Genomic DNA, 13,512 nt, shown 5'->3' on the forward strand with positions numbered 1-13,512 from the left:
GGGCGGCGCGCGGTCGGCCCGTCAGCAGGTGATAAGCTACAAGCCCGTGGTGGATTATTCAGATGCGGGCCAGATCAACAGCAAAACCAACGGCACTACCAAGCACATCTTCGTGACAGGTGGTGTCGTTTCTTCGTTGGGGAAGGGGCTCACGGCCGCTTCCCTGGGCAATCTTCTGACGGCCCGCGGCCTCCGCGTCGTCATGCAGAAGCTCGACCCCTACCTCAATGTCGACCCTGGGACGATGAACCCGTTCCAGCACGGCGAGGTGTTCGTGACCGACGACGGCGCCGAGACCGACCTCGACATCGGGCACTACGAGCGCTTCCTCGACATCAACCTCGGCCAGTCCGCGAACGTCACCACCGGCCAGATCTACTCGAACGTCATCGCCAAGGAGCGCCGCGGCGAGTACCTGGGCGACACGGTCCAGGTCATCCCGCACATCACCGACGAGATCAAGCGCCGGATGCGCCTCCAGGCGCAGCCCGGTCCGGACGGCGAGCCCGCCCCGGACGTGATCATCACCGAGATCGGCGGAACGGTCGGCGACATCGAGTCGCAGCCGTTCATCGAGTCGGCCCGTCAGGTGCGCCACGAGCTCGGGCGCAAGAACTGCTTCTTCGTGCACGTCTCGCTCGTGCCGTTCATGAACGCCTCCGGCGAGCAGAAGACGAAGCCGACGCAGCACTCCGTTGCCGCGCTGCGCTCCATCGGAATCCAGCCGGATGCCCTCGTGCTCCGCAGCGACCGCCCGGTCTCGGAGTCGAACAAGCGCAAGATCGCGCTGATGTGCGACGTGGACGAGCAGGCCGTGGTGAACGCGGTCGACGTGCCGAGCATCTACGACATCCCGACGATGCTCCACGAGCAGGGCCTCGACGCGTACATCATCGACCAGCTCGGCCTCGACAAGGCGGCCGACGTCGACTGGCGCGGCTGGGCCCGCCTCCTGGAGGCGGTGCACGACCCCAAGCACGAGGTCACCATCGGTCTGGTCGGCAAGTACATCGACCTCCCCGACGCCTACCTCTCGGTCACCGAGGCGCTGAGGGCGGGCGGGTTCGCCCACCGCACGAAGGTCACCCTCAAGTGGATCCCGTCCGACGACTGCCAGACGCCGGAGGGCGCCGCCCTGCAGCTGAGCGACGTGGACGCGATCTGCGTCCCCGGCGGATTCGGGGTGCGCGGCATCGAGGGCAAGGTCGGCGCGCTGCGGTTCGCGCGCGAGAACGGCATCCCCGCCCTCGGACTCTGCCTCGGCCTGCAGTGCATGGTCATCGAGTATGCACGTCACGAGGCCGGCCTGGCCGGCGCGTCGTCGTCGGAGTTCGACCCGGAGACCGAGTTCCCCGTGATCGCCACGATGGCGGAGCAGGTCGAGATCATCGCGGGCGGCGACCTGGGCGGCACCATGCGCCTCGGACTCTACCCGGCCGCGCTGGCCGAGGGCTCCCTCGTCGCCGAGCTGTACGGTGCCCCGGAGGCCAGCGAGCGTCACCGCCACCGCTACGAGGTGAACAACAACTACCGCGAGCAGATCGCCGACGCCGGCCTGTGGTTCTCCGGAACCTCGCCGGACGGCCACCTGGTCGAGTACGTGGAGCTCCCGCGCGACGTGCACCCGTTCTACGTCGGGACCCAGGCGCACCCCGAGCTGCGGTCGCGTCCGAACCACGCGCACCCGCTGTTCGCCGGACTCGTCGGGGCCGCGCTCGAGCGCCAGAAGGCCAGCCTCCTGTTCGAGGTGGCGGCGGAGGACGCCGAAGAACTGGTGACGGAGCCCTGATGGCCACCGAGGTCGACACGATCGGCGACGAGCCGTTCCGCCCGGAGATCGTCTCGTCCGACCGCGTCTTCGCGGGCAGGGTCTGGGATGTGCGCCGCGACACCTTCCGCTACAACGGTGAGGAGATCACGCGGGACTACGTGGACCACACGGGCGCCGTCGCCGTGCTTGCGCTCGACGACGAGGGGCGGGTGATGCTCATCCGGCAGTACCGGCATCCCGTGCGTCACTACGATTGGGAGATCCCGGCCGGTCTGCTCGACGTTCACGGTGAGGACCCGCTCAGCGCTGCCCAGCGGGAGCTGGCAGAGGAGGCCGACCTCCAGGCCGACACCTGGAACGTGCTGTCGGAGATCTTCTCGAGCCCTGGCGGCAACGACGAGGCCATCCGCATCTACCTCGCCAGGGACGTGCGGCCGACGGCCGAGGCGTTCCCCCGCGAGGACGAGGAGGCCGACATCGAGGTCGCTTGGGTGCCGCTGGAGGACGCTGTGGACGCCGCTCTCGAGCGTCGTTTCCACAACGCCCCCCTGGTGGTCGCCGTGCTCGCGGCCCGCGTCGCGCGGGATAAAGGCTGGACGAGTCTCGGCGCCGCAGACGCGCCGTGGCCGAGCCACCCGAAGCTGGGCAGGCCGGGTTTCTCCTCCGAATCCGGCGCCGAGGGATGACTCTCGCGGCCAGACGCTCTGAACGCCGAGCGAGCGCCGAGGGATGACGCTCGCGGCGGACGTCGACGCCTACCTGAGGCATGTCGCCATCGAGCGCGGCCTCTCGGCGAACACGGTCGCCGCGTATCGTCGCGACCTCGCGGTCTACACCTCCTGGCTCGCCGACGAGGGCGTCGACGACGTGCGCGCCGTGTCCGGCGCGACCGTGTCCGGGTACCTCGCGCACCTCGGGTCGCGCGAGGAGTCGCCGCTGACCGCGACCTCCCTCGCCCGGATGCTGTCGACCGTCCGCGGATTCCACCGGTTCCTGCTCGAGGAGGGCCGTGTGGAGGTCGATGCGGCGCGCGACGTCCGCCCTCCCAAGCTGCCGAGCACGCTGCCGAAGGCGATCAGCGTCGACCAGGTCGCCGCGCTGCTGGCGGCGACCGACGGCGACGGGCTCGACGCCCTCCGCGACAAGGCGCTGCTGGAGCTGATGTACGCGACCGGCGCGCGCGTCAGCGAGGCCGTCGGGCTGAACGTGGACGACGTCATCGACGCCGACGTCGTGCGGCTCACCGGCAAGGGCGCGAAACAACGCATCGTGCCTCTCGGCAGCTTCGCCCAGGAAGCCGTCGCCGCCTACCTCGTCCGGGCACGTCCCGTGCTCTCGACGCGCGGCCGGGCGACACCGGCGTTGTTCCTCGGCATGCGCGGCGCGCGGCTGTCGCGGCAGAACGTCTGGCTGATCATCCGGGCGGCCGCCGAACGCTCGAAACTCGGCATCGAGATCTCGCCGCACACCCTCCGGCACTCGTTCGCGACCCACCTCCTCGCCGGCGGGGCGGACGTGCGCGTGGTGCAGGAACTGCTGGGCCACTCGTCGGTGGCGACGACGCAGATCTACACCCTGGTGACGGCGGACGCGCTGCGCGACGTGTACGTCACGGCTCACCCGCGGGCGCGGTAGACAAGTCGTTCTGTTTCTTCACTAAGATGTAAGGCGCTAGACGCTATGCATCGGAGGATTGATGATCGACGCCCGTCAATACGCGGTTCTGATTCGCGACAAAGGAACGGGGGTGTGGCAGAACGAGACCGCGAAGGTGAAGCGTGTCGAGTTCGAGGGCGCCAGCGGCATCGTCGAGTTCACGCGCTCGTCGAAGCTCTATACGTATCGAACTGAGAATGTCCGCGTCGTCGGGGTGTCCGTTCGTCACCGACTGACGGAAGCCGAACGGGCGGAGATCGACGGCGCGGTCTGGAGTTCGGTCGAAGAGACCTGTGTATTCCGGAGCGATGTGGGCTCGTGGGTGCATTTGTTCCGGTCGTCCGACGAGGGACAGAGATTCTCTGTTCGCCCGGAACACTCGGTGAGGCTCGTCGTGTCCGATGGCGTCGTCGGGTATCCCGCCGAGGTGCTGGCCGGGTGGCGGCGCCTCGTCTCGCAGCTTCCGGGAGACGATCCGATTCAGAAGCCGTTCAGCTCGCTCGAGTTCATCCATCCCGAGAGCGCACTGTCACGGCTGCTGCGCCGCGGGGATGCGCAGATGGCGTCACCGGCGGAGACGATGCTCGTTCTCCCGTTCGGCTCGAATCTCAGCCAGCGCTCAGCAGTGAAGAAGGCGCTTCGCAGCCACATCTCGGTGATCGACGGGCCACCAGGAACCGGCAAGACCCAGACGATACTCAACATCGTCGCCAACCTCGTTCTTCGCGGTTCGACCGTTGCGATCGTCTCGTCCAACAACTCTGCTGTGGACAATGTGGCAGAGAAGCTTGCGCGCGAGGGCGTGGGCTTCATCGCGGCCGAGTTGGGGAGATCGGACAAGCGCACGGAGTTCTTCGCAGCACAGTCGGATCGCGCTGATCAGGTACGTGCGTTCGTCGACGGTCCCGATGCGGAACCTGTCGAACGCGAGGTGGTCTCTCGGTTGGATTCGATGATCGAGCGGAGTCAAGAGCGTGAGCTCACGATGTCTCTCGCCCGGCACGAGCTCGACGCCCTAGGACTCGAGTCCAAGCACTTCGAAAAGTCGCTCGGCCGCGTCGGGCTGCCGGATCTGGACGATCTGCCGTTGCTGCGAAAGTCGGCGGATACGATCCTCGATTATCTTGCTACGACCGGGATTCGAGGCGAGAGCCCGCCGCGCGGGCTCGGCCGGCTCGTCACGCGCGTAACCGACTATTTCAGGTTCGGCAAAACCGCCGGCCTCGACCCCACTGTGACAGAGACCATCCTCGCCCTGCAGCGCGCCTTCTACCAGCGGAGGTCCGAGGAGCTGAACAAGACGATCGAGGATTGCGAGCGCCAGCTCGAGGGCGAACGCTTCGCAGATCGCCTTTCCGAGCACCGAGCGCTGTCGTGGCAGGTTCTTCGCGAGGACCTTCGACGGCGCTACCGGAGCCTCGATGTCCATGCATACAGTGCAGCTCACTATCGTCAACAGATCGGCGGATTTCTGCGGGACTACCCTGTCATCCTCAGTACCTGTCATTCGCTCCGGGCCAGCATCGGCAGTGAAGCCCTCCTCGACTACCTGATCGTGGACGAAGCGTCACAGGTCGATCTGCTCGCCGCTGCTCCCGCGCTGGCGTGCGCGAAGAACCTCATCGTCGTCGGCGATCTCAAGCAGCTGCCGCACATCGTCGCGAAGCACCTCCAGGAGTCACCGCGCGACGAGCGCCTCGGGGCGTTCGACTACCACGAGCACAGCCTTCTCTCGTCAGTGATCGAACAGTACGGGGCCGAACTGCCGCGCACACTGCTCAGAGAGCACTACAGGTGCCACCCGGCGATCATCGGATTCAGCAATCAGAAGTTCTACGACGGTGGTCTCGTGCCGTACACCAGCTCGGGCGTCGAGGAGAACCCGCTCGTGCTCGTGCGTGCGCCGGAAGGCAACCACATGCGGGTCCATCGAGACAAGGCCCGGTCGAACCAGCGAGAGATCGACATCATCATCAACGAGGTCATCCCGAGAGTCTGCGCGGAGTTCGATCCGGAATCGATCGGGGTGACGACGCCGTACCGTCGGCAAGCCGACAAGGCGAGCGCTCAGATCATGGGCGAGATCGCGGCAGACACCGTCCACAAGTTCCAGGGTCGCGAGAAGGCCGCGGTCGTCCTGTCGACGGTCATCGACGACAGCTGGAACGGACGAAACGGCGTCTTCTTCGTCGATGATCCGAAGTTGGTCAATGTCGCGGTGTCGAGAGCGATGAAGAGATTCGTGCTCGTGACGAACAACGAGCTGCTCCCGACGAGCCGGAACCTTCGAGACCTCATCGGATACATCGAGTACCACAATCCTGACGAGCCGCGCATCGAGAGCGAGACCGTCTCCGTGTTCGATCTCCTGTATAGGCGATATTCCGAGCGGCTTCGGCCGCTCTCGAAACGCCTGAGGGAAGAACGGGACTACAAGTCCGAAGACATCATCTGGACCGTGCTTCACGACATTCTGAGGGAGGAGCGCTATGAGGGATTCTCCGTCGTACCGCAGGTTCTCCTCGCCAACATGTTCCCCGACGTGACGACTCTGACCGATCGGCAACAGTCGTACATGCGCCATCGTGCTTCCGTGGATTTCGCCGTGTACAACCGGGTGACGAGACGGCTGGGATTCGCGATCGAAGTCGATGGATTCGCCTTCCACGAGAACAACCCGCACCAACGCGAAAGGGACGAGGTGAAGAACGCGATCTTCGCGGCTTTCGGGATTCCGCTTCTCCGGCTTGCGACGACGGAAAGCGGTGAGGAACGGCGAATTCGCGATCAGCTCGACGCGATGCTCGTCCCGCGGGCGCGGTGACGCCCGCGCGGAGCACGTCGACGCATCCAGACCAGCACCTTGCCGTTTTCGCCCGTGACACGGACCGGCGCGAAGCCGAGCTTGTCGAGCACCCGGAACGACGGCGCGTTCCAGCTCTCGACGGTCGCCCAGAGCGTGGGGAAGCCCGCCGAGAAGGCTGCATCGGTCACGGCGGCGGCCGCCTCGGTCGCGTAGCCTGAGCCGACGTGCTCGCGCAGCAGCTCGTACGCGAGCTCGGGCTGCTCCGCGCTCGCCCGGCCGACGATCAGCCCGCAGTAACCGACGGGGACTCCCGTGTCGGCGATCTCGATCGCGTAGAGGCCGAAACCGGCGTCCTCGGCCGCAGCGCGTCGCGCGTCCAGTCGGTCCCGCTCGTCGGCGAGCGGGAGGGGTACGCGGGACGGGTCCTCGGCGATCAACCGCAGGTTCCACTCGGCGTCCCCGCCGTCGCGGAGGCGCAGGCGCAGGCGCTCTGTGGCGAGTTCGGGCGGCATCGTCGGCACGGGCACAGCGTACGCCCTGGGGACCCGCCGCCGTCACGCCGACGCGGGCGCGGGCACGCGGATAGGATGGATGCCAGTGAACGGGTCGGAAACGGCCGCCGAGCGACAGAGGACGAGGAACAGCCAGGTGACGCGCAACGACGAGGTCAGGACGGAGCTTCCGGGCATGGACACCGCAGCCCTCGGCGCACCGCTCGGACCGACCGGACGGCCGCTGCGGGCGTTCCCGGCGCCGGCCGAGCTCACCCAGCACGGGCCCGCCAAGATCGTCGCGCTGTGCAACCAGAAGGGCGGGGTCGGCAAGACCACGACCTCCATCAACCTCGGTGCGGCGCTGGCGGAGTACGGCCGTCGCGTGCTAGCGATCGACTTCGACCCGCAGGGCGCGCTGTCCGCCGGGCTCGGAGCGCAGACCCACGATGTCACGACCATCTACGACCTGCTGCTGAACAGGCACGCCGACGTGCAGGAGGCCATCCAGTCCACGGGCGTCGCGGGGCTCGACATCATCCCGGCCAACATCGACCTGTCGGCCGCCGAGGTGCACCTGGTCAACGAGGTGGCGCGCGAGCAGATCCTCGCCGGCGTGCTGCGCAAGGTGTCAGGCGACTACGACGTCATCCTGATCGACTGCCAGCCGTCGCTCGGCATCCTCACCGTCAACGCGCTGACCGCCAGCCACGGCGTGCTCATCCCGCTCGAGTGCGAGTACTTCGCGCTGCGCGGCGTCGCCCTCCTCATCGAGACCATCGACAAGGTGCGCGAGCGGCTCAACCCGGCCATCGAGCTCGACGGCATCCTCGCCACGATGTACGACTCCCGCACGCTGCACTCGCGCGAGGTGCTGGAGCGCGTCGTCGACGCCTTCGGCGACCGGGTGCTGGAGACGGTGATCTCGCGCACGGTGAAGTTCCCGGACGCGTCGGTCGCGGCCACCCCGATCACGCAGTTCGCGCCGGAGCACCAGGCGGCGGAGGCCTACCGCCAGCTGGCGAGGGAACTGATCTTCCGTGGCGCCGTCGCCTGAAGACTCCACGAGTGCGGTGACCCCGAAGGGCACGTCGTCGTCGCTTTCGGAGGCCGAGAGCGACAACAAGGTGCCCCTCGCGGAGGCCGACAGCGGGTTTCGCGTGGCGGTGGGCGATTTCGAGGGGCCCTTCGACCTGCTGCTGTCGCTGATCAGCAAGCACGAGCTCGACATCACCGAGATCTCGCTGAGCCGGGTCACCGACGAGTTCATCGCGTACCTGCGCCAGCTCGACGCCGACCAGAGCCTCGACGAGGCGAGTGAGTTCCTGCTCGTCGCCGCGACCCTCCTCGACCTCAAGATCGCCGGGCTGCTGCCGCAGGGCGAGCTCGTCGACGCGGAAGACGTCGCCCTGCTGGAGGCGCGCGACCTGCTGTTCGCGCGCCTGCTGCAGTACCGTGCGTTCAAGGAGGCGTCCGCGTGGTTCTCTGCGCAGCTGGACACCGAGTCGTCACGGCATGCGCGCACCGTGCGCCTGGAGGACAAGTACCGCCAGCGCACGCCCGAACTGGTCTGGACGCTCACCGCCGACGACTTCGCCGCCCTCGCGACACTGGCGATGACGCCGCGCGAGATCCCCGTCGTGGGACTCGACCACCTGCACGCGCCGCTCGTGAGCATCCGCGAGCAGGCTGCCGTGGTGGTCGGGATGCTGCGCAGCGGCGACCAGCTGTCGTTCCGGCAGCTCGTCGCCGGAGCCGAGCAGAAGGGCGTCGTGATCGCGCGGTTCCTCGCCGTGCTGGAGCTGTACCGGCACGCGGCCATCGCATTCGAGCAGCTCGAGCCGCTGGGCGAGCTGACGTTGCGCTGGACGGCCGAGCACTGGTCGGAGGAGAACCTGTCGAACCTGGGAGCGGACTATGACGGTTGACGGAACCGAGCTGGAGACCGAGCCGGCAGTCGTGGAGGACGCGCACGTCGAGCGCGCCCTGGAGGCCATCCTGATGGTGGCCGACGAGCCGATGAGCGTCGTCACGCTGGCGACGGCGGTCGGCGCGCCGGTGACGCGCGTGCGGGCGGCGATCGACGCGCTCGTCGCCGACTACGACGGCGAAGCGGACGCCGAGGGGAGGCCGGGCCTGCGTCGCGGCTTCGAGCTGCGGGAGGTGGGCGGCGGCTGGCGCGTCTACGTGCGGCCCGAGTTCGACGCGGTCGTCTCCGGCTACGTCCTGCAGCAGAACCCGACCCGGCTGTCGCAGGCGGCGCTCGAGACGCTCGCCGTGATCGCCTACAAGCAGCCGATCAGCCGCGGGGCGATCGCCTCCATCCGCGCCGTCAACGTCGACTCCGTGGTGCGCACGCTGCTCGGACGCGGCCTGATCACCGAGCTCTTCACCGACAGCGAGACCGGCGCGATCAACTACGGGACGACCGACTTGCTGCTCACGCAGCTGGGCATCAACTCGATCGAGGAGCTGCCGAAGATCTCCCCGCTGCTGGCGGACGGCGCAGACGGGTTCGACGATGTCCGGTAACGCGGGAGCAGGAGAGGCGGCGCAGGGCGAGCGCCTGCAGAAGGTGATGGCGGCGGCCGGGGTCGCCTCCCGGCGGGTGTCCGAGGACATGATCGTGGCCGGCAGGGTCACCGTGAACGGCCAGGTGGTGACCGAGCTGGGCCGGCGCGTCGACCCGTCGACCGACCGTGTCGCCGTCGACGGCACCGCCGTGCAGCTCGACACCTCCCGTCGCTACGTCATGCTCAACAAGCCGGTGGGCGTGGTGAGCTCGATGCGCGACGAGCAGGGCCGTCCCGACCTCACCCGGTTCACGGCCGACTACCCCGAGCGGCTGTTCAACGTCGGCCGACTGGACGCCGAGACGTCCGGGCTGCTCATCCTCACCAATGACGGCGAGCTCGCCCACGTGCTCGCCCATCCCAGCTTCGGGGTCACGAAGACCTACATCGCGCGGGTGCGCGGCACGGTCACGCCGCAGACCATCGGACGACTGACGAAGGGCGTCGAACTGGAGGACGGGCCGATCGCGGCCGACAAGGCGCGCCTGCTGCAGTCGCGTTCGGGAGGCGGCGACAGCCTCGTGGAGCTCACCCTGCACTCGGGGCGCAACCGGATCGTCCGCCGGATGATGGCGGAGGTCGGCCACCCGGTGATCGAGCTCGTCCGGCGGCAGTTCGGCCCACTGCACCTCGGCACGCTGAAGGTCGGCGCCATGCGCGACCTGACGAAGGACGAGCTCGGGGCTCTGCTGACGATCTCGCGGCAATAGGGCAGGAGTTGGCTGCCGGTTTCTCCTGTCTCAGCGCTGCGACAGGAGATCTCGGCGCGTGCCAGGCCGGATCTCCTGTGCGGGGCGGGGGCGCGGTGCGGGCACTGACTAAGGTGGATTCGTGAATGAATCCGCCTCCCGCCTGGCCGGACCGGTCCGCGTCGTCGGGGCCGGGCTGCTCGGGGCGTCCGTCGGGCTCGGGCTGCGCGCCCGCGGTGTCGACGTCCTGCTCGCCGACGCCTCGCCCGCCCACCTGCGGCTGGCCGCCGACTACGGCGCGGGGCGACCGGACGACGGGGGAGCGGAGCCGGCGCTGATCGTGGTCGCCGTGCCGCCGGACCTGGTGTCGCGCGTCGTCGCGGACGAGCTCGCCGCCCATCCCGCGGCGGTCGTCACCGACGTCGCCAGCGTGAAGGGCGCGCCCCTCGCCGAACTCCAGGAGGCCGGCCTCGACCTCTCCCGGTACGTGGGATCGCACCCGCTCGCCGGCCGGGAGCGCGGCGGCCCGAGCGCCGCGCGCGCCGACCTGTTCATCGGGCGCCCGTGGGTGGTGTCCGCCCGGCCGGAGAACCCGCGCTCGGCGGTCAACCTCGTGGAGGCGCTCATCCTCGACCTCGGCGCCACGCCCATCGAGATGGCCGCGGCCGACCACGACGCCGCCGTCGCCCTCGTCTCGCACACCCCGCAGATCGTGTCGTCGCTGATGGCCAAGCGGCTCGCCGACTCCACCGACGCCGCGCTCGGTCTCGCGGGCCAGGGGGTCCGCGATGTGACCCGTATCGCGGCGAGCGAGCCGGAGCTGTGGGTGCAGATCCTCGGCGCCAACGCACCGGCGATCGTGCAGATCCTCCGCGCCTACCGCGACGACCTCGACCAGGTGCTCTCCGCTCTCGAGGACGTCGACGCCGCCGGTTCGCGCCGCGCCATCGCCGAGGAGATCGCCGGCGGCAATGTGGGCGTCGCGCGCCTCCCCGGCAAGCACGGCCAGGACAAGCGCTTCCGGAGCCTGATCGTCATGGTCGACGACCGGCCTGGGGAGCTGGCGAGACTGCTCGCCGAGCTCGGCGAGCTCGACGTGAACCTGGAGGACCTCCGCCTGGAGCACTCCCCGGGCGCCGCGTTCGGCCTGGCCGAGATCGCCGTGCTCCCCGAGGTGTGGCAGCGCACCGTGACCGACCTGACCGACCGCGGCTGGAGGCTCGCAGGATGACCGACCCGCAGTACACAGCAGACGCTCCCGTCGTCGTCGCCGTCGACGGCCCCGCCGGCAGCGGCAAGTCGTCGGTGTCCAAGGCGACGGCCAGCCGGCTCGGCTGGGCGTACCTCGACACCGGGGCCGCCTACCGCGCTCTCAGCTGGTATGTGGTGCAGCGCAGGCTCGATCCGACCGACGCGGAGACCGTCATCGACGCGCTGCCCGACTTCGACTACCGCATCGGCACCGACCCGGACACCTATCACGTGTTCGTCGGCGACCACGACGTGACCGAAGCCATCCGCGAGCCGGAGGTCACCGCCGTCGTCAGCGCGATCGCACGGGTTCCGGAGGTGCGCTCGTTCCTGACCGGCCTGTTCCGGTCGATCGTCGCGCGCACCCGCGAGCCGGGGATCGTGGTCGAGGGTCGTGACATCACCACCGTCGTCTGCCCCGATGCGCCCGTGCGCATCCTGCTGACCGCCGACGAGCAGGTTAGAATGGCCAGGCGTTCCGCCGAGCTGACCGGCCATTCCGCCGCTCACGTGGGGGAGGCGCTGCGCAGGCGTGACGCGGCCGACTCCCGGGTCGTGGACTTCATGAACGCCGCAGACGGCGTGACCACCGTCGACTCCACCGACCTCGACTTCGACCAGACCGTCGACGCGGTCATCGCGGTCGTACAGAAAGAGACCCATGTCTGACATCGAGAACGAGCCCACGGGCGCCGACGACCTCGTCGAGCGCCTGGCGGGGCTGGACGACAACCTGGCCGTACAGCGCGCCGCCGCCCTCCGCAGTGGTCTGGAGGAGTACGAGCTCGACGACACCGACCTCGACCTCCTCGGCACCGCCACCGAGAACCCGGACGAGATCACCTACCTGCCCGCCCTGCCGGTGCTGGCCATCGTCGGTCGCCCCAACGTGGGCAAGTCGGCGCTCGTCAACCGCATCCTGGGCCGCCGCGAGGCCGTGGTGGAGGACACCCCCGGTGTCACGCGCGACCGCGTCTCGTACCAGGCCGAGTGGAACGGGCGCCGGTTCACGGTCGTCGACACCGGCGGCTGGGAGCCCGATGCCCGCGGCATCGACGCCTCCGTCGCCGCGCAGGCCGAGGTCGCGATCGACCTGGCCGACGCCGTGATGTTCGTCGTCGACGCGACGGTGGGGGCGACCTCCACCGACGAGCACGTCGTCCGCCTGCTGCGCAAGACGAAGAAGCCGGTCTTCCTCGCCGCCAACAAGGTGGACGACGCGCGTCAGGAGCCCTACGCGACCGAACTGTGGTCGCTGGGCCTCGGCGAGCCGTGGCCGGTCTCGGCGCTGCACGGCCGTGGCGTCGCCGACCTCCTCGACCAGATCCTGAAGGCGCTGCCGGAGGTCTCGGCCGTCGCCAAGCACGAAGTCGGCGGCCCGCGCCGCGTCGCGATCGTCGGCCGTCCGAACGTGGGCAAGTCGTCGCTGCTCAACAAGGCGGCGGGGGAGGAGCGCGTCGTCGTCAACGAGCTCGCCGGCACCACGCGCGATCCCGTCGACGAGCAGGTCGAGCTGGGCGGCAAGGTGTGGCGCTTCGTCGACACCGCCGGCATCCGCCGCCGCGTCCACCTGCAGCAGGGCGCCGACTTCTACGCGTCGCTGCGCACCTCCACCGCGCTCGAGAAAGCGGAGGTCGCGGTCGTCGTGCTCGATGTCTCCCAGCCGATCAGCGAGCAGGACGTGCGCATCATCGACCTGGTGCTGGAGTCGGGCCGCGCACTCGTGCTGGCGTTCAACAAGTGGGACCTCCTCGACGACGAACGCCGCCGGTACCTCGAGCGCGAGATCGAGCAGGACCTGGCCCACGTGTCGTGGGCGCCGCGCGTCAACATCTCCGCCCGCACCGGGCGCCACCTCGAGAAGCTGGTACCGGCGCTGGAGCTCGCGCTCGAGTCGTGGGACACCCGCATCCCGACGGGCAAGTTCAACGCATTCCTCGCGGAGCTCACCGCGGCGCACCCGCACCCGGTCCGCGGCGGCAAGCAGCCGCGCATCCTGTTCGGTACGCAGGCGTCGAGCCGGCCGCCGACATTCGTGACGTTCACCACGGGTTTCCTCGACCCCGGCTACCGCCGGTACATCATCCGCCGCCTGCGCGAGGTGTACGGCTTCGAGGGCTCTCCGATCGTGCTGAACATGCGGGTTCGCGAGAAGCGCAAGCGTTAACCAGACCTCTGCTCGGGCCGGCTCGTCAAGCGGACGCGCCGGCCTCCGAGGTGAACGTTCGGTGACGCGTCACCCCCAATGAAGGGGCGACCTCATTGGGGGTATTTG

Annotated in this window: 12 protein-coding genes; 11 read left to right on the forward strand and 1 reads right to left on the reverse strand. The window is 68.9% G+C overall.

Annotated elements, in window-relative coordinates; genetic code table 11:
• Positions 1–49: 49 nt before the first annotated feature.
• The 4 genes from JNB50_RS00525 to JNB50_RS00540 all read left to right on the forward strand — a co-directional run bounded on the left by JNB50_RS00525 (position 50) and on the right by JNB50_RS00540 (position 6,251).
• Positions 50–1,789 (forward strand): CTP synthase, encoded by a 1,740-nt coding sequence (locus JNB50_RS00525; RefSeq protein WP_208038162.1) that lies wholly within the window; start codon positions 50–52, stop codon positions 1,787–1,789.
• On the forward strand, positions 1,789–2,457 hold the full coding sequence (locus JNB50_RS00530; protein WP_208038163.1) for an NUDIX hydrolase: 669 nt from the start codon (positions 1,789–1,791) through the stop codon (positions 2,455–2,457). The genes JNB50_RS00525 and JNB50_RS00530 overlap by 1 nt, the downstream gene beginning before the upstream one ends.
• A gap of 43 nt (positions 2,458–2,500) precedes the next feature.
• Entirely contained in the window at positions 2,501–3,406 is a 906-nt protein-coding gene (xerD, locus tag JNB50_RS00535) for a site-specific tyrosine recombinase XerD (RefSeq protein ID WP_208038164.1), read from the forward strand.
• 61 nt (positions 3,407–3,467) lie between these two features.
• On the forward strand, positions 3,468–6,251 hold the full coding sequence (locus tag JNB50_RS00540) for an AAA domain-containing protein (protein ID WP_208038165.1): 2,784 nt from the start codon (positions 3,468–3,470) through the stop codon (positions 6,249–6,251).
• Here JNB50_RS00540 and JNB50_RS00545 read toward each other — a convergent pair.
• Positions 6,215–6,745 carry a GNAT family N-acetyltransferase gene (locus tag JNB50_RS00545; RefSeq protein WP_243767870.1) on the reverse strand — a complete coding sequence of 177 codons (531 nt, stop codon included), beginning with the start codon at positions 6,743–6,745 and terminating at the stop codon, positions 6,215–6,217. The two genes, JNB50_RS00540 and JNB50_RS00545, sit on opposite strands and share 37 nt — an antisense overlap.
• A 136-nt stretch (positions 6,746–6,881) precedes the next feature.
• Between JNB50_RS00545 and JNB50_RS00550 the strand changes: the two genes are divergently transcribed.
• From JNB50_RS00550 to der, 7 genes are all read left to right on the forward strand, one after another.
• Entirely contained in the window at positions 6,882–7,781 is a 900-nt protein-coding gene (locus JNB50_RS00550; protein WP_208038167.1) for a ParA family protein, read from the forward strand.
• A gap of 70 nt (positions 7,782–7,851) precedes the next feature.
• Positions 7,852–8,652, forward strand: a complete 801-nt coding sequence (locus JNB50_RS00555; protein WP_208038328.1) for a ScpA family protein — start codon at positions 7,852–7,854, stop codon at positions 8,650–8,652.
• Positions 8,642–9,256, forward strand: coding sequence for an SMC-Scp complex subunit ScpB (gene scpB / locus JNB50_RS00560; RefSeq protein ID WP_208038168.1), 615 nt, complete (start codon positions 8,642–8,644; stop codon positions 9,254–9,256). The genes JNB50_RS00555 and scpB overlap by 11 nt, the downstream gene beginning before the upstream one ends.
• The gene (locus JNB50_RS00565; protein WP_208038169.1) at positions 9,246–10,007 is read left to right on the forward strand and encodes a pseudouridine synthase; all 762 of its coding nucleotides are present in this window, start codon (positions 9,246–9,248) and stop codon (positions 10,005–10,007) included. The genes scpB and JNB50_RS00565 overlap by 11 nt, the downstream gene beginning before the upstream one ends.
• Positions 10,008–10,128: 121 nt before the next feature.
• Positions 10,129–11,217 carry a prephenate dehydrogenase gene (locus tag JNB50_RS00570; RefSeq protein WP_208038170.1) on the forward strand — a complete coding sequence of 363 codons (1,089 nt, stop codon included), beginning with the start codon at positions 10,129–10,131 and terminating at the stop codon, positions 11,215–11,217.
• On the forward strand, positions 11,214–11,906 hold the full coding sequence (gene cmk, locus JNB50_RS00575; RefSeq protein ID WP_208038171.1) for a (d)CMP kinase: 693 nt from the start codon (positions 11,214–11,216) through the stop codon (positions 11,904–11,906). The genes JNB50_RS00570 and cmk overlap by 4 nt, the downstream gene beginning before the upstream one ends.
• On the forward strand, positions 11,899–13,404 hold the full coding sequence (gene der, locus JNB50_RS00580; protein ID WP_208038172.1) for a ribosome biogenesis GTPase Der: 1,506 nt from the start codon (positions 11,899–11,901) through the stop codon (positions 13,402–13,404). The genes cmk and der overlap by 8 nt, the downstream gene beginning before the upstream one ends.
• The last annotated feature ends 108 nt before the right edge of the window (positions 13,405–13,512 follow it).

It is taken from the genome of Leifsonia sp. TF02-11 (assembly GCF_017565305.1).
Classification (GTDB): Bacteria; Actinomycetota; Actinomycetes; order Actinomycetales; family Microbacteriaceae; genus Leifsonia.